The organism is uncultured Aquimarina sp. (assembly GCF_947496855.1).
Taxonomy (GTDB): domain Bacteria; phylum Bacteroidota; class Bacteroidia; order Flavobacteriales; family Flavobacteriaceae; genus Aquimarina.
Genome location: NZ_CANMED010000001.1, coordinates 792,482 through 814,400 on the forward strand (window position 1 = coordinate 792,482; position 21,919 = coordinate 814,400).

At 31.8% G+C, this 21,919-nt stretch carries 23 protein-coding genes; 13 read left to right on the forward strand and 10 right to left on the reverse strand.

The genetic code is table 11. The features are described 5' to 3' along the window. The first annotated feature begins 40 nt into the window (after nt 1–40). Genes Q0921_RS03500 through Q0921_RS03510 form a run of 3 tightly spaced genes read left to right on the forward strand, consistent with a single transcriptional unit; the run spans nt 41 to nt 2,133 of the window. Nucleotides 41–637: a short chain dehydrogenase gene (locus Q0921_RS03500; protein WP_299253350.1), complete on the forward strand. Its 597-nt coding sequence runs from the start codon at nt 41–43 to the stop codon at nt 635–637. Nucleotides 638–640: 3 nt separating this feature from the next. Then, nucleotides 641–1,426 (forward strand): PhzF family phenazine biosynthesis protein, encoded by a 786-nt coding sequence (locus Q0921_RS03505; RefSeq protein WP_299253352.1) that lies wholly within the window; start codon nt 641–643, stop codon nt 1,424–1,426. A gap of 14 nt (nt 1,427–1,440) precedes the next feature. Beyond that, nucleotides 1,441–2,133 (forward strand): aspartate/glutamate racemase family protein, encoded by a 693-nt coding sequence (locus Q0921_RS03510; protein ID WP_299253354.1) that lies wholly within the window; start codon nt 1,441–1,443, stop codon nt 2,131–2,133. Between the two features lie 306 nt (nt 2,134–2,439). Here Q0921_RS03510 and Q0921_RS03515 read toward each other — a convergent pair whose 3' ends face one another. Then, the gene (locus Q0921_RS03515; protein WP_299253356.1) at nt 2,440–3,954 is read right to left on the reverse strand and encodes a DEAD/DEAH box helicase family protein; all 1,515 of its coding nucleotides are present in this window, start codon (nt 3,952–3,954) and stop codon (nt 2,440–2,442) included. Nucleotides 3,955–4,135: 181 nt separating this feature from the next. Here Q0921_RS03515 and Q0921_RS03520 point away from each other — a divergent pair, with 181 nt between their 5' ends. The 5 genes from Q0921_RS03520 to lpdA all read left to right on the forward strand — a co-directional run bounded on the left by Q0921_RS03520 (nt 4,136) and on the right by lpdA (nt 8,165). Next, nucleotides 4,136–5,005 carry an alpha/beta hydrolase gene (locus Q0921_RS03520; RefSeq protein WP_299253358.1) on the forward strand — a complete coding sequence of 290 codons (870 nt, stop codon included), beginning with the start codon at nt 4,136–4,138 and terminating at the stop codon, nt 5,003–5,005. 66 nt (nt 5,006–5,071) lie between these two features. Further along, nucleotides 5,072–5,560, forward strand: coding sequence for a peptide-methionine (R)-S-oxide reductase MsrB (msrB, locus tag Q0921_RS03525; protein WP_299253361.1), 489 nt, complete (start codon nt 5,072–5,074; stop codon nt 5,558–5,560). Next, nucleotides 5,560–5,955 (forward strand): peptide-methionine (R)-S-oxide reductase MsrB, encoded by a 396-nt coding sequence (gene msrB / locus Q0921_RS03530; RefSeq protein WP_299253363.1) that lies wholly within the window; start codon nt 5,560–5,562, stop codon nt 5,953–5,955. Before msrB (Q0921_RS03525) ends, msrB (Q0921_RS03530) begins: the two co-directional genes overlap by 1 nt. 75 nt (nt 5,956–6,030) lie before the next feature. Continuing rightward, a complete protein-coding gene (locus tag Q0921_RS03535) occupies nt 6,031–6,603 on the forward strand; it encodes a collagen-like protein (RefSeq protein ID WP_299253365.1) in 573 nt (190 codons plus the stop codon). Nucleotides 6,604–6,773: 170 nt separating this feature from the next. Further along, nucleotides 6,774–8,165 carry a dihydrolipoyl dehydrogenase gene (gene lpdA, locus Q0921_RS03540; RefSeq protein ID WP_299253368.1) on the forward strand — a complete coding sequence of 464 codons (1,392 nt, stop codon included), beginning with the start codon at nt 6,774–6,776 and terminating at the stop codon, nt 8,163–8,165. Nucleotides 8,166–8,549: 384 nt separating this feature from the next. Here the strand turns inward: lpdA and Q0921_RS03545 are convergent, their stop codons facing one another. The 6 genes from Q0921_RS03545 to Q0921_RS03570 form a co-directional block, all read right to left on the reverse strand. After that, nucleotides 8,550–8,888 carry an outer membrane beta-barrel protein gene (locus Q0921_RS03545; protein WP_299253370.1) on the reverse strand — a complete coding sequence of 113 codons (339 nt, stop codon included), beginning with the start codon at nt 8,886–8,888 and terminating at the stop codon, nt 8,550–8,552. A 169-nt stretch (nt 8,889–9,057) separates the two neighbouring features. Further along, entirely contained in the window at nt 9,058–10,896 is a 1,839-nt protein-coding gene (locus Q0921_RS03550) for a hypothetical protein (RefSeq protein WP_299253372.1), read from the reverse strand. A gap of 4 nt (nt 10,897–10,900) precedes the next feature. Then, nucleotides 10,901–11,326, reverse strand: coding sequence for a hypothetical protein (locus tag Q0921_RS03555; RefSeq protein WP_299253374.1), 426 nt, complete (start codon nt 11,324–11,326; stop codon nt 10,901–10,903). A 109-nt stretch (nt 11,327–11,435) separates the two neighbouring features. Next, on the reverse strand, nt 11,436–12,158 hold the full coding sequence (locus tag Q0921_RS03560; protein WP_299253376.1) for a diphthine--ammonia ligase: 723 nt from the start codon (nt 12,156–12,158) through the stop codon (nt 11,436–11,438). Beyond that, entirely contained in the window at nt 12,158–12,571 is a 414-nt protein-coding gene (gene aroQ, locus Q0921_RS03565) for a type II 3-dehydroquinate dehydratase (protein ID WP_299253378.1), read from the reverse strand. Before aroQ ends, Q0921_RS03560 begins: the two co-directional genes overlap by 1 nt. Beyond that, complete coding sequence (locus Q0921_RS03570) at nt 12,572–13,255, reverse strand: porin family protein (RefSeq protein WP_299253380.1); 684 nt, start codon at nt 13,253–13,255, stop codon at nt 12,572–12,574. Between the two features lie 214 nt (nt 13,256–13,469). Here Q0921_RS03570 and Q0921_RS03575 point away from each other — a divergent pair, with 214 nt between their 5' ends. From Q0921_RS03575 to Q0921_RS03595, 5 genes are all read left to right on the forward strand, one after another. Continuing rightward, nucleotides 13,470–14,048 (forward strand): outer membrane beta-barrel protein, encoded by a 579-nt coding sequence (locus Q0921_RS03575; RefSeq protein WP_299253382.1) that lies wholly within the window; start codon nt 13,470–13,472, stop codon nt 14,046–14,048. Nucleotides 14,049–14,549: 501 nt separating this feature from the next. Further along, nucleotides 14,550–15,083, forward strand: coding sequence for a hypothetical protein (locus Q0921_RS03580; protein WP_299253384.1), 534 nt, complete (start codon nt 14,550–14,552; stop codon nt 15,081–15,083). 73 nt (nt 15,084–15,156) lie between these two features. Further along, complete coding sequence (gene xerD, locus Q0921_RS03585) at nt 15,157–16,053, forward strand: site-specific tyrosine recombinase XerD (RefSeq protein WP_299253387.1); 897 nt, start codon at nt 15,157–15,159, stop codon at nt 16,051–16,053. 2 nt (nt 16,054–16,055) lie between these two features. Continuing rightward, the gene (locus tag Q0921_RS03590; RefSeq protein ID WP_299253389.1) at nt 16,056–17,012 is read left to right on the forward strand and encodes a hypothetical protein; all 957 of its coding nucleotides are present in this window, start codon (nt 16,056–16,058) and stop codon (nt 17,010–17,012) included. Next, nucleotides 17,005–17,949, forward strand: a complete 945-nt coding sequence (locus Q0921_RS03595; protein ID WP_299253391.1) for a hypothetical protein — start codon at nt 17,005–17,007, stop codon at nt 17,947–17,949. The genes Q0921_RS03590 and Q0921_RS03595 overlap by 8 nt, the downstream gene beginning before the upstream one ends. Before the next feature lie 49 nt (nt 17,950–17,998). Here the strand turns inward: Q0921_RS03595 and Q0921_RS03600 are convergent, their stop codons facing one another. The 3 genes from Q0921_RS03600 to Q0921_RS03610 all read right to left on the reverse strand — a co-directional run bounded on the left by Q0921_RS03600 (nt 17,999) and on the right by Q0921_RS03610 (nt 21,651). Then, on the reverse strand, nt 17,999–18,865 hold the full coding sequence (locus Q0921_RS03600) for a hypothetical protein (protein ID WP_299253394.1): 867 nt from the start codon (nt 18,863–18,865) through the stop codon (nt 17,999–18,001). A gap of 136 nt (nt 18,866–19,001) precedes the next feature. Then, entirely contained in the window at nt 19,002–19,880 is an 879-nt protein-coding gene (locus Q0921_RS03605) for a hypothetical protein (RefSeq protein ID WP_299253397.1), read from the reverse strand. Between the two features lie 229 nt (nt 19,881–20,109). Beyond that, complete coding sequence (locus tag Q0921_RS03610; RefSeq protein WP_299253400.1) at nt 20,110–21,651, reverse strand: NAD(P)H-hydrate dehydratase; 1,542 nt, start codon at nt 21,649–21,651, stop codon at nt 20,110–20,112. Nucleotides 21,652–21,919 lie beyond the last annotated feature (268 nt).

Below are 21,919 nucleotides of genomic sequence, written 5' to 3' on the forward strand. Positions count from 1 at the left end.
AAATTTATAGATACATATTTATAAAACTAAATATATAATTATGAAGATTTTAGTTATAGGAGCAACAGGAACCATTGGAAAAGAAATTTATAATTCTCTTAAAAAAAATCACGAAGTCTATGCAGCACATAGAAACAATAACTCTTACCCTATTGATATTACAGATAAAGATTCTATAAAATCACTTTTTGAGAAATTACCTCAATTAGATGCAGTTATTAACGCTGCTGGTACTGCCTCGTGGAAATCACTTTCTGATCTTAAAGAAGAAGATTATTACCTAGGAATTAAAAGTAAACTAATGGGACAAGTAAACCTTGTTCATATAGCTAAAGACTACCTAAAAGAAAATGGTTCAATAACGTTAACCACAGGGATTCTTGCGGAGCATTATGAGCCTAATGCAGTAGCTCTTTCTTTAGTTAATGGTGCCATTCATAGTTTTGTTAATGCGGCTTCCCAAGAACTTACTCGTGGTATTCGACTTAATACTGTCGCTCCTGGAGCAATAGCAGGTGATTTTCCTAAAGATCAAAAATTTGCAGGGTATCTACCCGTAGAAATCGAAGATGTTACAAAAATATATGAGTACATACTAACCAATAAAAACACAGGTCAAATTCTAAAAATATATTAACTTATGAAAATTCCAATATTTCAGATCGATGCATTTACACAAAAACTCTTTGGGGGTAATCCGGCTGCTATTTGTCATTTACCTCATTGGTTAGATGATGAAACATTATTAAATATTGCTATAGAGAATAATCTTGCAGAGACAGGTTATTTTGTAAAAAGAGACGACATATATGAAATTAGATGGTTTATGCCTTATGCAGAAATTGATTTATGTGGTCACGCAACCTTAGCTTCTGCTTATGTAATTTTTAATTATATTGATAAAACTATTGATGAAGTAACATTTTCTTCTAAAAGTGGTATTCTAAAAGCTAAAAAAGAAGATAATGGGTCAATTACATTGGATTTCCCTTCGCGACCTCCTAAACCTGTTGATATTCCAAAAGAAGTGTTTCAAGCTTTCCAAGCTAAACCATTAAAAGCTTTTGCTGGAAGAGATCTTATCATTACTGTTGGTTCTGAAGAAGAAGTATTAGCAGAAGAACCAAAATTAGAATTTCTAAAAGGGCTCCCCTATCTATGTACAATTATTACTACTGAAGGTAAAAATTCGGATTTTGTATCTAGAGTATTCGATGCCAATCCTGAAATCTCTCTAGAAGATCCAGTTACAGGATCTGCTCATGCCGCCTTAGTTCCTTTTTGGGCAAAAAAACTTGGCAAAACAGAACTAAAAGCATATCAATTATCCAAAAGAGGTGGTGAAATTCACTGTAAACTAGATGGAGATCGTGTTTTTCTTAGTGGATACTCAGTTCCTTATTTAATTGGGGAGATAGAAATTTAAAAAAAAAGTGATTTATGAAAACTATTGGATTAATTGGAGGTATGAGTTGGGAATCCTCTGCTGTTTATTATGAACTAATAAACAAAATAATAAAAGAACAACTAGGCGGTTTTCATTCTGCAAAATCTATCATGGTTTCTGTAGATTTTGCAGAAATTGAAAGTTTACAAAGAAAAGATGATTGGAATAGTTTAACTGAACACATGATCAAATCCGCAAAACAATTAGAAAATGCTGGAGCAGATTTAATAATTCTTTGTACGAATACAATGCACTTATGCAGTGATGAAATAATTAAAAATATAAGGATTCCATTTCTACACATTGCCGATGCTGCAGGTAAAAAAATTAAATCTAGAGGGTTGCAAAAACTTGCACTTTTGGGTACTAAGTTCACCATGGAAAAGGATTTTTATAGAACAATTCTTGCGAAATATGGGATTGATGTTATAATTCCAGATGCTAATGATAGAGAGCTCATACATAAGATTATTTATGAGGAATTGGTTCTTGGCAATATTAAAAATAATTCGAGAGAAGCATATAAACGAATTATAAAAGATTTAGAAAACAACGGAGCTGAAGGGATTATTCTTGGTTGCACCGAAATACCTTTATTAATAAAACAAGACGATGTAGATATCCCAATATTTGATACAACAAAAATTCATGCCGAAAATGCTGTTGAAATTGCCTTAAAGAATTAATCAACAACCGAACTATCAATCGAAAAATATACATTTCAAAAAAGTGAACGAATTTCGCAACAAACAGTGAATTTATACCAAAAGGCCAGAAAAATTAGTTGATAAACGTCATTATGCATTAAAAGAAAATGTAATGACAGCCAAAGAATTGATAAATTACTTTTCAGAAATAACTCCTTTGGTGCAAGATGGTTTGATCAAATATAAAGAAACTATTGTTTAAGGATTTAATCAATTGCCGGAAGCTTTCAATATGCTATTTTCTGGAAAAAGCCTAGGTAAACTAATTGTGAAAGTATAAAATAATTATACGAACATTTGATTAATTTTGGAACGTAATTTTCGACCATAGTCCTCTTGTAACCAATCTCTATAATTTTTGGTGCTTTTGCTAATGCAGTAAGAATATCGACGAACTCTATATTCAATATCTTGATCTAATAATTTACTAAGAATTCGTGCATCAAAAACATCTTCACTATTTTCTACACACATCCTAGCATGTTGTTCAATAGATTTTTCTAAAACACTTTTACTACGTAAACCATATTTTTTGGTATTGGCATATTCTGCTTCGATATCAAAATCTATTTCAGTAGAGTTACCAAATTGTTTTCTGACTTCTTCCGGCATTACGTATTTAAACTTACGTTCTATATCATCATCACTAACTAAGCTCTCGTAATAAAAATCAGGAGATCTAAAGATAGACTGCCAATCCATTTCTCCATTCCAAAGTCCAAAACGAGCTGTATTATTTCCCATATCGATAATAGAAAACTCAGGTTTTTTTGGAAGTATTCTGGATCCTCTACCAATCATCTGGAAATAAAGTGTTAAGGATTTCGTAGCTCGGTTAAGAATTACTGTTTCTACCGTAGGTTCGTCAAAACCAGTGGTCAAAATACTCACTGAAGTAAGAATTGCATTATCCGTATGCTTAAACCATTTTAGTATATCTGATCGTTCCTGTTTACCATTGGTGTTATCTAAGTGTCTTATCGGATATCCTGCTCTATTAAAAACATCATATACTTGAATAGATGTATTTATACCATTATTAAAAATTAATGTCTTTTGTCCCTTTGATCTTTCTTCATAAGCTTTTAGCAACTTGTCCTGCATCAGCGCATTTGTATACAGGTCTTCGGAAGATTTTACGGTATAATCGCCATTCATACCAATTTTAAGAGAACCAAGACCTACATCATATGTATAAGTTATCGGTTTAGCTAAAAATCCTTTTCCAATAAGAGAGTTAATAGTATCTCCCACAATCAACTCCCGGTAGTTGTCTTTCATTGGGAGCTTCATATTAGAACTAAGAGGGGTGGCAGTAACTCCAAGAATAAAGCAAGTATTAAAAAAACGAAAAAGCTTTCGGAAAGAGTTATAATGTGCCTCATCAATAATCACCATTCCTACATTATCAATCTCTAATTGATCATCATTAAGTCTATTATTAAGTGTCTCCACCATAGCCACAAAACACATATATTCATGCTGATCTTCAAGCTTTTTTACATTACTATTAATGATCTTATTTTTAACATTAAACTCAGTAAGCATTTTAGAAGTTTGATCACAAAGTTCAATACGATGTGTTAGGACTACGACTTTCTTCTTCGTAGTTTCTATGTATCTTCTTACAATTTCTGAAAAAATCACCGTTTTACCTCCACCAGTAGGCAGTTGATAGAGTAAATTATAGCTTTTCGGAAACTCTTGCAAACGTCCAAAGATCTTATCAATATCTCTAGCCTGATAATTATAAAGTACTTTCTGTTCCTTTTTTTCTATTTCAGTGGGTTTCACCCGCATTTGCTTTTAGATTAAAAAATAAGATAACAAAATTAAGCACTTTATAAACTTATATAAAAGAATTAGTAGAATATATTTCGTTTTAATTCATCAAACCTCTTCTAAAGTGTTAATTATTCATAATATTCCTTACAACCATTTTGGTTCTTTTAATTTTAAATAAAAATTGATTCATTAATTAATGACTAAGATTGATAAAGATCTAATACCCGTTCAAGCATTACTTATACCTAAACCAATTTTATATACAGGTAAAGTATTAAATTGGATTTCACCTTTTTTAGCTTCTAGATTTGGGGCACGTTTATTCTTAACTCCGTTTAAGTACAAAAGGCCTGATCGAGAAAAGACTATGGCAATAGAAAGTCGGAAAGAAAAAGTAAAAATAAAAAAGATAAATCGAGAAGTAATTGTTTATAATTACGGAAACTCGAATAAAAAGATTTTGTTAGTACACGGATGGTCAGGTAGTGGTACTCAGCTTTCTAAGGTTGCAGATCAATTATTGTATAAAGGTTTTAGTACAGTAAGTTTTGATGCTCCTGCACATGGAGAAGCTCCCGGAAAAAGAAGTAATATGCCACATTTTATTGAGACCATACATCAGTTAGAAAAAACACATGGTCCATTTTATAGTGCTATTGGGCATTCATTAGGAGGAATGTCTTTATTACGGGCTACCAAATTTGGTTTAATGATTGAAAAATTGGTAATAATAGGTACGGCAAATAGTGTGACTAAAATAACTAAAGAATTTGTTAGAAACTTACAGTTAAGCCAGAAAACTGGTAGATTAATGAAACAGTACCTCGATGAACGTTATGGAGAAGATCTTGACAATTATTCTGGTGGAATCTCTGCAGAAGCTGTAAAAATTCCAACATTAGTTGTTCATGATAAAAATGATGTAGATGTACAATATACAGAGGCTTTAGAGATTATTAAAAAATTAATCAAAGGGAAACTACTATTAACTGAGAAATTAGGACATAGAAAAATTCTTGGAAATCAGAAAGTGATCGATAAAATAATTGACTTTATTACAGAATAGAAATTCTTGTGTTATGGACGGCATTGATATACGACTATATATATATAAAACTATAATTTGAATAAAATGAAAAAGATTTTAATACTATTCATCAGCATTTTAACGATAAGTTGTACTGGTAATGCCCAAAAAGAAACCAAAAAAGAGCAGAAAGAATATGCTATTTCTAAAACGAATAAAGAATGGAAAGAAATCCTAACTAATGATCAATATTACATCCTTAGACAAGCTGGTACCGAAAGACCTTTCTCCAGTCCATTAAATAAAATTTATGCGAATGGAACTTTTCATTGTGCCGGATGTAACACTCCTTTATATGAGAGTGAACATAAATTTGATAGTGGTACAGGTTGGCCAAGTTTTGATAGAGCTGTAAAAGGAAATGTGTCTATTGATACGGATTATAAGTTAGGCTATGCCAGAACTGAGCTTGTATGCGAAACTTGTGGTGGGCATTTAGGACACGTATTTAATGATGGCCCAAGAGAAACTACTGGAAAAAGACATTGTATTAATGGAGATGCTTTAATTTTCGAGCCAAAACAAACCAAATAATGAATAAATACCCTTTTGATAAAACAGAAAATGAATGGAGAAAAGAACTCTCTGAAGAGCAATATAGAGTATTGAGACAAAAAGGAACAGAACGTCCTTTTACTGGAGAATACAATATTCACTCAGAAAATGGAACCTATAAGTGTATGGGTTGTCATGCTCATTTATTTGAAAGTACATCCAAATTTGACTCTGGATGTGGATGGCCAAGTTTTGATGAATCTATTGAAGGCAGTGTAGAGTATATAAAAGATACGACTCATGGCATGATAAGAACAGAAATTTTATGTGCTAATTGTGGTAGCCACTTAGGGCATATTTTTGATGATGGGCCTACAGAAACAGGGCAACGTTATTGTGTTAATTCAATAAGTATCGACTTTAATAAATCATAAAAAAAATAAAATTTATACTTTGGAACACTTATTGATAAACATATTCAATATCAAAACAACAAATAATTACACATTATGAAAAAGATTTTCACACTTTTATTTTTATCATCAATACTATTTACAGCTTGTGAAGGAGATCAGGGACCTCCAGGATTTGATGGTTTACCTGGACCAGAAGGACCGGCTGGAGATGTTGCCAGTGTATTTGAAATAGACAATGTAGATTTTGCTTCTACGGATGGTATAAGCGCATCAATAGGTGTGACTATCCCCAATCAAATTGAAGTATTTGAATCTGATGTAGCATTGGTGTTTGTAGTAGATCCAATTGCAACAGCAGCTAATAATGGAGTTGAAGTATGGGAACCGCTTCCAAGAACATTTTTATTTACTGATGGAGGTTTTGCGCAATTCAGATATAACTTTATTTTTGACGACCCGAGTGGTATATTTGATCTCGAAATCATTTTAGAATCAGATAATTTCACAACATTAGATACGTCTTTTACACAAAATCAAATCTTCAGGATCGTAATTGTACCAGGCGCTTTTGCACAAAATAAGAATATAGATCTTTATACTATGGAAAACGTTCTATCTTCATTAAAACTAAATGCAAATGACATCGTTAAAATTTCATTAGATTAAATATGAAAGCTACATCTTAGATGTTAACAAAAGCTAATATTTTTAAAAAATTAACACTATCAATATGATAGTGTTTTTTTTATGTAAATAATTACAAAAACGGAATGGTTAAAACCTTTTTTGGTTAACCTAATTATCCGTAAATTCGTGTCTTCAAAAAATTCACATTTATGAGCGCATATGATATTATCGTATTAGGAAGTGGACCTGGTGGTTATGTTACTGCTATTAGAGCTTCTCAATTGGGGTTTAAAACTGCTATTATTGAAAAAGAAAGCCTTGGAGGTGTATGTTTAAATTGGGGGTGTATACCAACAAAAGCATTGTTAAAAAGTGCTCAGGTATTTGACTATCTTAAACACGCTTCGGATTATGGCTTAACAGTGGAGAAATTTGACAAAGATTTTGATGCAGTAGTAAAACGTAGTCGTGGCGTTGCAGAAGGAATGAGCAAAGGTGTTCAATTCTTAATGAAAAAGAATAAAATTGACGTAATCGAAGGTTTTGGTAAACTAAAATCTGGTAGTAAAGTAACTGTTACTGATAAGGACGGAAAGGCTTCTGATTATGAAGGAAAACATATCATTGTTGCTACCGGAGCAAGATCAAGAGAATTACCAAACTTACCCCAAGATGGTAAAAAAGTAATCGGGTATAGAGAAGCAATGACTTTGAACTCTCAACCTAAGAAAATGATTGTAGTAGGTTCTGGAGCAATTGGGGTAGAGTTTGCACATTTTTATAATGCAATGGGAACAGAAGTAACCATCGTAGAGTTCCTTCCTAACCTAGTACCACTAGAAGATGAAGAAGTTTCTAAGCAATTTGAAAGAAGTTTCAAAAAAGCTGGAATTAAAGTAATGACTAATTCTTCTGTAGAAAGTGTAGATACTAGTGGTGATGGTGTAAAAGCTACTGTTAAAACTAAAAAAGGAGAAGAAATTCTTGAGGCTGATATTGTATTATCCGCAGTAGGAATTAAAACGAATATAGAGAATATAGGATTAGAAGAATTAGGAATTGCTACAGATAGAGACAAGATCGTGGTAAATGATTGGTATCAAACTAATATTCCTGGTGTTTATGCCATTGGTGATGTTGTATCTGGTCCCGCATTAGCACATGTTGCTTCTGCAGAAGGTATTACTTGTGTAGAAAAAATAGCCGATATGCACGTAGAAGCGATCGATTATGGTAATATTCCTGGATGTACCTATGCTTCTCCAGAAATCGCAAGTGTCGGGATGACAGAAAAACAAGCTAAAGAAGCCGGTTATGAGCTTAAAGTTGGTAAATTCCCATTCTCAGCCTCTGGTAAAGCAAGTGCAGCTGGTACCAAAGATGGTTTTGTTAAAGTAATTTTTGATGCTAAATACGGTGAATGGTTAGGATGCCATATGATAGGAGCTGGTGTTACTGATATGATCGCAGAAGCAGTCTTAGGAAGAAAGTTAGAAACCACTGGTCACGAAGTACTAAAAACTATACACCCTCACCCTACCATGAGTGAAGCGGTTATGGAAGCTGTAGCTGATGCTTATGATGAAGTGATTCATTTATAAAACAGAAAATAAGTATTAAATAATTTGATAAAAGAGCCTTGTTTTTTGTAAACAAGGCTCTTTTATTTAAAATTTATATCCGGTAGACAGCTGAAAAACGCTATTTCTTTGAGCATTATCTTCTAAGGGAGTTTCAAAAAATTATTAATTTTAAAAACACTTAATCCTTAGGATGCTTCTAAGAAAATTCCCGTCTCAAAATTATACGCTACTCCTATTTTACACTTATATCAATATTTTTATAACCATCTTTGATATCATTCTCTATTTCCTGCCCTCCTTCCAATTCTTCTGAAAAACTACTTTTTTCTTTTGCAGTAATGAGATAGGCAACTTGAAGTCCAAAATTAAAACTAAAATGTTCTGATTGCCTATATTTAAATATTATAGGAATTGTATATAATTTAGGTTAAAATCAAAATCAATGTCGAATAACATCGGTTCATCATTAGGACCAGATCTAAATTCTATTGTTTGCACAAATCTCGATCCTTGTTGTGAATATAACAATTCTGGTTGCAATGAGAATTTTTCACTCAATTGAATTTCTAATAATCCTACAATATGAAAGCTGAATCTTGGATTATTTTCATCGAATATTTCCCTTCCCGCAATAGTTGCTATATTACCTCCAGCTTTTATTCCATATTTGATATTGTTTCTCTGCTCATAACTGATAAAAGAAACCAAAAGAAGTAAAATAGTTACATTAATTTTTTTCACATTACTGATATAATTAAAGATTTCTTCTAGATTAGTATCTAAATCACCAATATTGTTATCTTTTCATTTTGTTAATTAATTGTTCTGGTACATGATTACGTATCAAGAGTACTCATATAGTATGTAAATACTAATAGTACTAAGTATTTAAAACTAAAAATTGTATGGTTTAATTCGAACTTGTTGGGATCGAACCTATATTAAAAGATGGTACTGGTAATCTTAATCCGAAGTACCAATATGGATCACCTGTAAATACATTAATGGCTGCTCCTGTTTGCACATAATCATGTAGTATGGATATTACTAATCCCGCACCTAACTCAGGAACATCATCGCCATCAAAATCAGGAGCAGAAATATGAAGTCCTATACCCCAATCAAAGATTCTATTATACGCTACACTTTTTCTTCTTATTTTTTGATCCCATAACCCCTTTAGAATCAAATTATAATAAGGAGCCATCTGAAATTGTGTTTTTACATTTGTCCTAGCCAGAGGATCAGCAAAAATTACACCAACAGTACTTTCTATATGAGGCAAAATTCTAAACATATACACTTCTCTATTTTCCGTGTAAATAGTTTTTTCTTTAGAAGCAACTTCAAACTTAAATGCAATCCTGTCTCCACTTTTTCGAATTCCTGCAGTATATAAATCCAAATCTGCTTGTTTCGGTAAATCTTTTAATGATAATCTAAAAACTTTATCACTAAATTTTAATAGCCCAAAATCTACCGGAGTTCCCTGTAAAAGTTCTTTTATTTTAGTAATGTTAGCTTTTTCTAATGTAGTATCTAGCCAAGTTTTTAATTGGTTTTTAATGCTATTTGCAAATTCCTCTAAAGTATCGATATTGTTAACTGTGCTATCGATTAGTTTTTCAATAGTATCGTACAATTTAGTTGCTTGATTAAGTAATGCCTGTCCTTGATTTTTAATGAAATCAACATCACTTTCTATCTGGGCTAACACCTGAACTATAGAAAGTTGAGAGTCTATATTCAAATCCTTATAATATGAAATACGTTGTTTCACCTCATTTTTAAAACCTTCAAGATTTTCTTTGAAAGATTCTATCTCTGTATTGATCGGTTCAATTCTATCATCAACTATTTGTTGTACTTGTTGATTCAATGAGTCTACGAGTGAGTTAAACTGCCCTGTAAGTACTTCTTCTAATTGTTCTACTTGAATATCAATAGTCTCCTTAAGAACTGACAACCCTTTATCCTTATTTTCTTTTGCTAAGGCACTTGCTTCCTGTAATTGAGCCAATTGATCTTTTGTTGGGATTACTCTCCATCTATCCACCTCATAAGGTGTTTGCGGTTTTATAGAATCAAAACCTGGAATATGTAAAGGAGTATTTTGGTTGTTTTTCCTATACAACCAGGCTCCAAATTGAATATAGATTCCTTGTTTAACAGCAAAATCCTCTACCTCCTTACTCATGCGCTCTAGTTCTATCTGTGCTCTTTGATAAGTTGGACCAGGTCTGGCACTTACATTCTTGTCATTTGGGTCTCCAAATTCTATAAAACTACTTACATCCCAAAGGTCAACTACAGAAATCGCCGATCTTTGCATAGCTGCAGCCCATTCTGAATTTTTCTTCGCATCTTTTTTGAATGCATCATAATCATACCCTTTCAATAGACTATCAAATGCTTTCAAGACTTTTTTACGTTCTTTTAAAGCCTTTGTAAGCTTACTTATCTTTTCACCAATACTATCAGGTAAACCAGTAGTATTACTTTCTATTTTTGATGTAATAATTCCTAAATCTAAATCTATTTGTAAAACACTATTGATATCTACAATTCGATTATTAACATAAGAGGAATCTTTATCCTGATATCGAGCATCTCTATCTTTTTCTAAAATAGAAAACACTAATTTTTGATCATCATTTTCGCTTTTATCCTGCGCATAAACTGTATTAATGCTTAAAAAATAGCAACAAGCAAGCATACAAAAGATAAGGAGATTTTTTAAAACACTCATATTATTATGAATTTAAGTTTTGGTCATAAGCCATTGCCAACATAATTGATTTTTCTATATAATAGGTTGATCGATTATCATATTTAGAAGCTAATACGACATTACCTATATTATTATGATCATTAGAAATCGATAAAAGTATATAAGAATCAATAGAATCCCAATCTATATCATCTAGTCTAGGACTAACGTGTAATCTTTTTAATGTATCTATAATAAAACTAGTATTCGGAGCCTGTACAACTCGTATTCCGTTATAAAAATGATCATCGGAATTAATAGAAGAAGTTATTTTTAGTACAGCTCCATTTGATTGAGTATTATCACCTATTACTAATATAAGTGTAACTGGTTCGTTTGCTAACAAATTATTAAATATAGTATTAGCCAGAGTAGAATCCGTTTTGGATAAGATAATAGGTTCTATCATAAGAGTATATTTTAGAATAAACTGTGTGAATAGTTAAAAGTATATAAAAAAACTTCCATAAAAAAGGGGAAAAACACCTAATTATATTCAAAAAAACACTACATCAAAATTAGTTTGGAATTAAATCACAATACCAAAACGAAGTGTCCCAAGTTTGGTCGTTGTCATCAGTAAAGCAATTATCATCATCTGAAGGCGTATAACCGCGGAGTACCTTCTCTCCTATTTCAAAATTAATAGAATTTCTAAATATTGGACCATCGAAGACGAATGTATGAAATTCTCCGTGCTCGCCGCAAGGATCAACATTGTCAGGTAAATCTTCTAAAAAAGACTCATCCAAAATCCTACCACAAAATGATTCATCAAGATATTTAGCATTTACACATACAGTAATCGCTTTAAATCCTAAATCAATAAATTCTAATAATAATTCTTTAGTATTACGTTTCCAAAGTGGAAACACACCTTGTATTTCAATACTTTTCAACTGATCTTCCCTAAATTTCCTAAGATCTTCTAAAAAAATATCTCCAAACACACAATGAGTATTTCCTTGATCTTTTAAATATTTTACATTATTTTTCATGGCTTCGTTATAAGAAGCCATAGAAACATCTGCCGGAAGTTTTATTTTATGTATCGGAAGACCTAAGCTTTTTACTTGGGCATCTAAGAGAGATTCTCGTAGTCCGTGCATAGAAACACGCTCATAATCCTTATTAACAGTAGTTAACAAAGTAGAGATTTTAAATTCTTCTTGTTGCATTATATGATATAATGCCAAAGAAGAATCCTTACCACTACTCCAATTAAAATAGGTTTTATGCATTATAAAAAACTTTGAATCGCTAACACATAGCTCTGCAAACCGAAACCAAGAATAACTCCCTTAGCATTTGGAGAAATATAAGATTGATGTCTAAACTCTTCTCTACTAAATGTATTAGAAATATGTACTTCGGTGACAGGAACAGTCACTGCTTTGATCGCATCACCAATACCAATAGAAGTATGAGTATAAGCTCCTGCATTTAAAATAACACCATCATAAGTATCATCAGCTTCCTGAATTTTAGTTATCAATTCGCCTTCGATATTAGATTGAAAATATCCAAGCTCTACATTCCTAAATTTCATTTGTAATTCTGAAAAAAAATCTTCAAAAGATTGATTACCATATACACTAGGCTCTCTTTTACCTAAAAGGTTAAGATTTGGTCCGTTTAATATTAAAAGTTTCATTTATTGTTCTCGTAAGATTCTTCGATTATTTTTTGTCTTAAACAAATATCCTATTGATAATTGAGCAACAGAATTTCTATTCGTTACGTCAATCACACTTGTGTCGTTAATATTGGTTAAACCCAAATTATATCTCAACTGAAAAAACAAACCACTTTCTAACTTATACCCTGCTCCAAAAGCCCAGCTAACATCAAAATTATTAAAAGAATCAAAAAATGGATCATTATCAGCTACATCATCATTTCCTACATTAGTCAATAATGCAAATTGCGGTCCTGTTTCTAGACTAATACGTTCAGTAACATATGTCTTCGTTATAATTGGTAACGAAAAATAGTTTAAGCTAACTTTCTGTTCCTGACTACCAACATCTACTTTATATCCTTGTGCCGAATACAATAATTCTCCTTGTATAAAAAATTTACTGGAAATAGGATATTCTACCACAACACCTAAATGTATACGTACTCTAGCTTCTGTTCCATCTGCATCACCTAAAATACTGTTATAATTAATACCTCCTTTAAATCCTGCTCTTGCATATAAGGGATCTTCATCTGAGATTTTCTGAGCATTACCAGAAATAAAACCAAAGATAATTAGTAGTAATATTAAATTATTTCTATTCATATTATTAAAAATAAGTTGATATCCAAAAGTAGCTTTATTTTTTATAACCATATATAAGTAAATAAAAAAACTACTATCTAAAACTCAAAAGAAACGCGCAAATGGTGATCAAAAAAGGATTATAAAAAAATAATCAACATTTTACATTTTATTGATTACTGACATTAAGAGTCTTAGACTATACTAGGGGAAAAATACAGAAAATTTGAGTAACAAAATCACAATTAATGTAACTAATGAAGGTATAAACAAATAAACAAACATTATGAAAAAATTAATTTTAACTACGGTAGCAGTACTTAGCTTAGCTTTTGCCAATGCACAAGATGGAGGGTTCGCTAAAGGAGATATTTTTGTATCTGGATCTTTTGGGTATAACTCTACTTCTACTGGTGACGCCAAGTCTAACTCTTTTGAGATTACTCCTAGAGTAGGTTTCTTCGTATCAGATAATATTGTGGTAGGCGCTAGAATAGGTTATACTACTCAAAAACGAGAAGCACCGCTTGCTGCTGATGTAAAATCAAACATATTTACAGGTGGTGCATTTGGTAGATATTATTTTACACCATCTAATAAGTTTTCCATTTTTGGCGAATTTGGGGCGAACTATTTTTCTGCTAAAACAGAACTAGCAACAATTGATTCAACAACTGACGGATTTGACATCAATGTAGGACCTGGAGTAAGTTATTTCTTAAGTGATCATTTTGCGCTTGAAGCTTTTTGGGGAGCACTAGGATACTCTACTTCAAAAGATGATGGAGCTACAGACTCTACGAATTCATTTCGTATTGGGTTAAATCTTGATGATGTCAATCTTGGATTGGTATATAAATTCTAAGATTCATATTTAATAATAAGTAAAGAACCCATTATAATCGTTTTATGATGGGTTTTTACTTTCAAATAAAATGTCACTTACTTTTAATTACTAATAGATTTCTTAAAGATCATAAAACTGTTCACATAGACTTATTTTCGCTGGATGAATAGAAATATTATTAGTGACGTATCCTTATAAATATACAAGCTAAATTATTAGCTCAGTATTTTTAATTTACTATTCAAAATTGGAATACTATAAGAAATATAAGTTTTTTTCTACTTAAGTTAAAGTGATTTGATTTGAACATAAGATGAGGAATATAAAAAATATTAAAAGAAAACCATGAATTAAACTACAAGAATCTGAACATATATTTTCTTTAGATTAAAAGTTAATTCATTAAAATAGAATTCCCATTTTACAGGGAATATCTAACAAAAAAACTCCCTGAAAACCGTGGTAATTATCCCTTTCCGTTTATATAGATTTGCTTCAAACTATAAACAAACAATTATCATGAAAAAATTAATTTTAACTGCAGTAGCAGTATTTAGCTTAGCTTTTGCTAATGCGCAAGATGGAGAACAAACTTCTAAAGGGAAATGGTTAATCGAAGCTAACACTAATTTTGGCGCTGCTCATACAGCTAATACTGGCATTCAATTCACTACTTTTTCAGACGATGCCGGATCTCGTTTCAATGTTGGATTAGAAGGTGGATATTTCCTTATGGACAATCTAGCAGTAAAAGTAGGATTAGGTTACGGAACTGTTAAAGCTAATTCTGATGCAGACGCAGTTGACAGGTTTAGTTATAAAATTGGAGCTAAGTATTATATCATAGGTTCTATTCCTGTACAAATTGATTACAGCGGTGTAAGCACTGATGCTGATGAAGATCCTTCATTTTTTGGTATTCAGGGTGGTTATGCTATTTTCTTAGGAGAAAATGTTAGCATTGAACCTGGTTTAAGATACAATTTAAGCTTAAACGATGACTTCTATACTGACGCTTTCCAAGTAAATATTGGATTTGCTATTCATTTATAAAAACAATTTACAAAAAACCTATAAAAACCATCTTGATTAGATCAAGATGGTTTTTCTTTTTATATTAGGAAGCATGAAATGGAATCATGCTATAAAGGATTACGAACATTATTTACGAATTGAAAGAGGCCTCTCTGATAACTCAATTATCAATTATAGTTTAGATATCCAAAAATTACTTAGGTATCTAGAAGAGAATGATATAAAGACCACTCCTATCTCTATAGAAAAAGACACCCTTCAACAATTTATTTATGAAACTGCTAAACTAGTAAATGCTAGATCTCAGGCTAGAATAATTTCTGGCTTAAAAAGCTTTTTTAATTATTTAATTTTCGAAGATTATAGAGAAATCAACCCTATGGAACTTATAGAAGCCCCTAAAACTGGCAGAAAGTTGCCAGACACGTTATCTCTAGAAGAGATAGACAGTATCATTTCACATGTAGATTTAAGCAAACCCGAAGGGGAAAGAAATAAAGCTATTATAGAAACTCTTTATGGATGCGGACTTCGAGTTAGTGAATTAATCGATTTAAAGCTCTCTAATCTTTTTTTTGAAGAAGGTTTTATCAGTGTAACAGGAAAAGGAGATAAACAACGATTTGTACCTATTGGAGAAATAACACAGAAATATATTAATATTTATAAAAACGAAATAAGAATTCACCTAGATATCAAGAAAGGACATGAAGATACCTTATTTTTAAATCGCAGAGGAAGACAACTTACTAGAGCAATGATTTTTACGATTGTAAAAAGACTTGTAGAAAAAGCAGGTATTCATAAAAATATAAGTCCACATACATTTAGGCATTCGTTTGCCACCCATCTGTTAGAAAACGGAGCTGACCTAAGAGCTATACAACTTATGTTAGGGCACGAAAGTATTACTACTACAGAAATATATATGCATCTTGACAGAAGTCACCTAACCGAAGTTATCAATACATTTCATCCCAGAAGATAAATATGAAAGTAAACTGGTTAAGGAAAAATATCATATACATTATATTTCTAAGCTGCTCATTTATATACTCACAAAGATTTAGTGCGGATGGTGGTATTATGTTAAAAACAGAAATCACTTTAGGAAACCAAAATCTATGGTTAAAACTAGGTATTTTTGGTTTTGGCACTCTTAATTATGGAGATATTTCTGTAGAAAGCGGATTATCTTTTGCATCCTATCAAATTCTAAAGCGGCATACAGTAAAGACCAATGGATTGGCTTATTCGTATGATTTCTTTGCACTAGCCGGACTTGGTAAAAATAGTAACTTATTAGGATCCTCTATATCGAGCATGAATACTTCAATTATCTTTAATCCGAATGGAAAAGGAGGATTTAATGGGTTAGGCTTTGGGTTTAGTAAAGATTATCTTCCTAAATCACTAAAATCTTACGGATTAAAACGTGGAGCATTATTAATGCGTTTTAGTAATGCAGATCATAATCTTCATCTTGTTTTTCAGAACGATTTTAGCATCGGTTTATTCAGTGGTGCAGGTACAGACTATGGAGTAACTGGTTCGTTAGATATTGGTTTTACAAAAATTACAAATCAACAAACTTTATATAAATTGGGAATAGGAATTGACCTATTTACGGCAAGACCAGATTATAGTAGATCTCCTAGAAATTCAATTAACTCAGATGATCAACGTAAAAATGTATGGTTTACATTACCTCCATTTAAAGAACTTTTTTATGGTAATCTGTATGCGTATGGTTCTTATCAAGAAAATAATTTTTCTATTCATTCTAACGTAGGCATCAATAGTCAAAAAGCTGGTGCTTACATCCAGAATATACTACACGATGGATTAGGACTAAACCCTAGATTTCCTTGGTCAGTAGAAACCAAAGATAAAATCTATCTAGAAGTAAGCGGAAGTGGGTTTCTTAAAACCATTACAGATGATTAAAAGACACCTACTTTATATATCCATATCATTGCTATCATTTAGTTGTTCTACCTATACCACATTTTATAGTAAAACTCATCAAGAGATCAACCCTGCAAAATCTTCAAAAATTTATCGGCTAGATCTCAGTAATCAAGACCTTGAAGAGTTGCCAGTTTCAATTGAAAATATAAAGGATCTAAAAATGATTAATTTAAGCAACAATACTAAGCTTAACATTGATAATACATTAAAAAAACTTGCTGTTCATAAAAACTTAGAAGTTTTAATCCTTGACAATCTAGATATTAAAAAAGTTCCAGCTTCCATAAAATTGTTTCCTAATCTTAAACAAGTTTCATTTGTAAATAATCCAAATCTAAATCTGCAACAAGCAATTACGCAAATTTCAGAATTACCAATTGAATTTCTAAATTTAAAAAACAATAAACTCACCAGTCTTCCTAAAAACATTACCAAATTACAAGATTTAAAAGATCTTAATGTATCCTACAACTCTATAAATGATCCTAACACTTATATACACCTAGGAAAACTGCCAAAGTTGTATTCATTATGGATTGATCACAATCACTTGAAAATACTGCCCAAAACTATTGGAGAACTTGATCAAATCAGATTTTTGTACGTTGATCATAATGAATTAAAAGATTTACCCGATCAACTAGTTAATATGAAAAAAGTATGGGTCATACACGCTGGATATAATAAATTCACTGAGCTCCCCGAAGTTTTCACAACAATGAAAGCGTTATTAATGATTCATGTTAACAATAATCAAATTCAAGTGATTCCTAAAGCTTATGAAACTGAAAAATACCCATTAGCAGGACTATTACTGGATAATAATCCTCTTCCTGAAGCGGAGAAACAAAAGGCAAAAAAAATATTTAGTGGATTCTTTTTACTCTCTTTTGGGCAAAAAGGGTATAAATAAAAAACTCTCGAAAATTTCGAGAGTTTTTTGTTATGAAAATTTTACCGTCTTATCGGATTACTTGTCCTTGAGGTATTGCAGTATTTGAATTCATAGTTAACAAATCTCCAGGAGCATCAGTTAATTGTATATTTCCTGTTAATGGTTTTAGAAAAAATGGTGCTTTATCTTCATCATCTGCAGGTTCAACAGAAATCACAACAGTAGACCCTCTAAGATCTACAGGAAATGTAACGCCGTCAGGAGACGCTGAATTATTAAGAAAATCTTCACCTGGAAATGGTGGAGCCTGGTTAGCAGTACTACTAAAAGAATTAAAATCATCTGCTATTGTTGGGTCTGTAAATGTACCAGTAGAAACAGGTACATTATTGATTACAACCCATCCTTCATATTTCCATCCGTTTCTCAAAGTACCAAGTGTTAAACCAGCTTCCGCAGAACCAGAAGAATTATCAATAAACCAAACACCAGAATCCTCATTGGTATCATCATTATCCGTTGGTGTACCCATAAAAAAGGTTCCAGCCGTTCCATTAAAAGAAGTTACAGCATCCTCAAAACTTAAAGATGCAGAGTTTCCATTAAAATCTCCTTTTAAAATTCTAGTTTCTGAAGGCACATTATCCGTATCACCAGCTTGTTCTATCGTTAAAATAAATTCTGTCGCTCTATTTAGCTCATCCGCAATAAAAGTAAAAGTTTTATTTCCAGTTGGATTAGTAAATTTTTCTGTTGGTTTAGGCACACCATCAACTAGTATCCAACCCTGATACGTAGTTCCGCCTGTCAATGTCTCTAAATTAAATGTTTGCAATGTCAAATTTGCCACCGCTGGCCCATCATCACTTGAACAAGAAACTCCTAATAATCCCAAGGCAATTGTTGCAATCGCCATCATTTTTTTTGTCATCATTTTTTGCTTTTTTATTAATGAGATAAAATTATAAAATTCATCAATACCCATAACTATAAAAACTAAACAAAATTGTACGCGAAAACCACTATTTTTATATGTTTTAGTAAGTCAATTGACTTACTTTCATCTATAATTATCTCAATACTCTCCCAAAAGGAGGGTTATCGTTAATCAAAAGAGAATGTAACGTAGTATTAACTTTTCCCGCCTTGCCGAGTAATGGCTTTACAAAAAATGGCGATAAAGTATCAAAATCAGGGTCTGGCTCTACAGAAATAAAAACAGTTTTTTCTTGTACATCTCCGTCTAAAGGAAAAATAAGAGGATTTGGAGCGTTGCTTAAGAAGTCTTCTCCCGGAAATGGTCTACTTATGCTGGTACCACCATATGAAGATGCTTCATCAGAACTATTTACAGAAGTAAACTTTCCTGTGGTTACAGGTATCTCATTAAAAACTATCCAGCCTTCATATTTCCATCCATTTTCTAAGTCTGGCAAATTTAAACCTGGAACAACACCTGCGAAACCTGTAGGGTCTTCAAACCAAATACCATTTTGCTCATTAGTACTGTCCAAATCCGTTGGAGTTGCAATTATAAATTTTCCTGAAGCACTAAAGAAATCTCCAATAACTTCGTCAATAGTAATCATTGCTTCATCATTCTCATTAAACAATCCACTTAATAATTTAGTTTCAGAAGGTATGGCGTCTTCATCTCCCGACGGTTCTATAGATATTATAAACTCAGTGGCTTGTTCTAAATAGTTGGCATTAACCATAAATGTTTGTACAGATTCAATAGTTATAAATTTCCCAGTAGACATAGGCACATCATCAACAATAATCCAACCTTCATAACTTGCTCCATTGTTCAGAGATTCGAGTCCATTTAACTCTAGTGTTAAGGTAGTTAAAGGAGTTGTAACTATTCCATCTGCATCTTTAGAACAAGATTGTAAGCTCATTACAATAAGAACAATCATGACAGCTGTTATTATTAATTTTTTCATCATTTTTTGTTTTAATTAATTATTAATTAGACATTCTATCATTAGTATGACACTGAAACAAAAAATAATAACAACAGTTATTAACTTGATCAACAAAAAAATCAATTCATAGAATTCATAGAATTCATCAAGAACATTCCTCAGTCAATTCTTTATTTACATAATTTATTATTACATTTTTCATATTGGAAAATCATATTACTAAACGCATTACGGCTATATGATCTTTTTAGGATTCTAATGATTGTTGGGCTGGTTCTGGCTGTTTAAACAATTCTAAATATGATTTTCCAATATGAGAAACAATATCACTAGCCAATAAACCTTGATAACCAGTTTCTTGAATTGCCAAATCTCCTGAACTACCATGCAAATACACTCCAAAGACTGCTGCATGTAATGGATCATATCCTTGAGAAATTAATCCAGTAATAATTCCGGTTAAAACATCCCCGCTTCCAGCTGTAGCCATTCCTGGATTCCCAGAAGTATTCACATAAATATCATCCTTGTAAATAATCATCGTATTTGCTCCTTTAATCACAACAATACAATCATGTTTTTTAGAAAACTCTTTTACCTTATTAATTTTATCAAAATCATCATTCCATTCACCAATTAAACGCTTTAGTTCTCCAGGGTGTGGAGTTAATACTGTATGTTTAGGTAAAAATTGTAAGAATTCTGGTGCTTTTGCCAAAATATTAATCGCATCAGCATCAACAACCAACATTGTTTTATTTTGTTTCAAAAATTCACCAAAAGTTTTTATCGTTTTTTCACGAGTACCAAGTCCTATTCCTATTCCTATAACAGATGGATCAAAATCAACAGTTATGTTAGAGATATAATCATCCTCATAATCAGTGACAACCATAGCTTCAGGAATTGAGGTTTGAAGAATATTATATCCGCATTCAGGAATATAAGCTGTTGTCAAACCAGCTCCAATACGTAATGCTGATTTTGTAGCCAACACTACACTACCGATTTTACCATAACTACCTCCTACGATTAAACAATGTCCATAATCTCCTTTATGGGCAAATTTATGTCTAGGCCTGTATAAAGAAAGTACTTCGTTTTTACCTAATAACTCGGCAAAACCCGGGGTCTCTGCGATAAAATCTCTATTAAGGCCAATATCTATAACTTCTAAGTCTTGGGAATATTGACCTGTTTCCGGTAGGAAAAATATCAATTTTGGTAATTGAAAAGTAACCGTTGTAGATGCATAAATAACACCTTCTGGATTATCGGGAGCCTTATCTGCATATAAACCAGATGGTACATCAATCGATAATGTAAAACATCTGGAGGCATTGATATGTTTAATTAAAATGATTACCCAAGGTAATAAAGGTCTGTTTAGTCCAATACCAAAAATGGCGTCTATTACCATATCCTGTTGTTTAATATCAGGTAAATCTTCCTCTGACTTTAGCTGTATTGGCCATTCTGTACCTATAGCTTTTAGACGATCATAATTTGCCAAAAAATCCTCTGATCTCTTATCACTAAAATTAACAATGTAGGTTTTTACATGGTATCCATGCTCTATCAATAATCGAGAAATTACTAGTCCATCTCCCCCATTGTTTCCTATACCACAAAAAACATGGATTGGAATTGGAGCACCTTGTAATCGTTGATGCAATACATTGAATATTTGAGTAGCAGCTCTTTCCATCAATTCTAAAGAAGTGATTTTTTGGGATTGAATAGTAAATTCGTCTGCTTTTCGCATTTGAGTAGCGGAAAATATCTTCACAAGTTTAATTTTTAGTAATTATTTGATAATACGTTTTCAAAATACAATAATCCTTTTTAATTTATTTTTTTAAGAATGCTTTAACGAATCAACTCATAAATTAAAGGATCAATAAAAGTTTATGATTAGTAACGTTTTTATTTTGTTCAAAAGTAAAAAATTATACATTTGAACTTAAATATAAAGCAAACTAATGTTTAGTACGGTTTCAATCTCGGTTTTACTTTTCGCGTTAGGAACAACAGCGGCTTTCGCTTACACTTCTTTT

Coding starts and splice junctions, on each gene's coding strand:
- Q0921_RS03600 (WP_299253394.1), bottom strand. CDS start 18,865: ATGATGACAAAAAAAATGATGGCGATTGCAACAATTGCCTTGGGATTA.
- Q0921_RS03555 (WP_299253374.1), bottom strand. CDS start 11,326: ATGATAGAACCTATTATCTTATCCAAAACGGATTCTACTCTGGCTAAT.
- Q0921_RS03520 (WP_299253358.1), top strand. CDS start 4,136: ATGACTAAGATTGATAAAGATCTAATACCCGTTCAAGCATTACTTATA.
- aroQ (WP_299253378.1), bottom strand. CDS start 12,571: ATGAAACTTTTAATATTAAACGGACCAAATCTTAACCTTTTAGGTAAA.
- Q0921_RS03550 (WP_299253372.1), bottom strand. CDS start 10,896: ATGAGTGTTTTAAAAAATCTCCTTATCTTTTGTATGCTTGCTTGTTGC.
- Q0921_RS03580 (WP_299253384.1), top strand. CDS start 14,550: ATGAAAAAATTAATTTTAACTGCAGTAGCAGTATTTAGCTTAGCTTTT.
- Q0921_RS03605 (WP_299253397.1), bottom strand. CDS start 19,880: ATGAAAAAATTAATAATAACAGCTGTCATGATTGTTCTTATTGTAATG.
- Q0921_RS03535 (WP_299253365.1), top strand. CDS start 6,031: ATGAAAAAGATTTTCACACTTTTATTTTTATCATCAATACTATTTACA.
- Q0921_RS03590 (WP_299253389.1), top strand. CDS start 16,056: ATGAAAGTAAACTGGTTAAGGAAAAATATCATATACATTATATTTCTA.
- Q0921_RS03560 (WP_299253376.1), bottom strand. CDS start 12,158: ATGCATAAAACCTATTTTAATTGGAGTAGTGGTAAGGATTCTTCTTTG.
- Q0921_RS03570 (WP_299253380.1), bottom strand. CDS start 13,255: ATGGTTATAAAAAATAAAGCTACTTTTGGATATCAACTTATTTTTAAT.
- msrB (WP_299253363.1), top strand. CDS start 5,560: ATGAATAAATACCCTTTTGATAAAACAGAAAATGAATGGAGAAAAGAA.
- msrB (WP_299253361.1), top strand. CDS start 5,072: ATGAAAAAGATTTTAATACTATTCATCAGCATTTTAACGATAAGTTGT.
- Q0921_RS03515 (WP_299253356.1), bottom strand. CDS start 3,954: ATGCGGGTGAAACCCACTGAAATAGAAAAAAAGGAACAGAAAGTACTT.
- Q0921_RS03595 (WP_299253391.1), top strand. CDS start 17,005: ATGATTAAAAGACACCTACTTTATATATCCATATCATTGCTATCATTT.
- Q0921_RS03510 (WP_299253354.1), top strand. CDS start 1,441: ATGAAAACTATTGGATTAATTGGAGGTATGAGTTGGGAATCCTCTGCT.
- Q0921_RS03575 (WP_299253382.1), top strand. CDS start 13,470: ATGAAAAAATTAATTTTAACTACGGTAGCAGTACTTAGCTTAGCTTTT.
- Q0921_RS03500 (WP_299253350.1), top strand. CDS start 41: ATGAAGATTTTAGTTATAGGAGCAACAGGAACCATTGGAAAAGAAATT.
- xerD (WP_299253387.1), top strand. CDS start 15,157: ATGAAATGGAATCATGCTATAAAGGATTACGAACATTATTTACGAATT.
- Q0921_RS03505 (WP_299253352.1), top strand. CDS start 641: ATGAAAATTCCAATATTTCAGATCGATGCATTTACACAAAAACTCTTT.
- lpdA (WP_299253368.1), top strand. CDS start 6,774: ATGAGCGCATATGATATTATCGTATTAGGAAGTGGACCTGGTGGTTAT.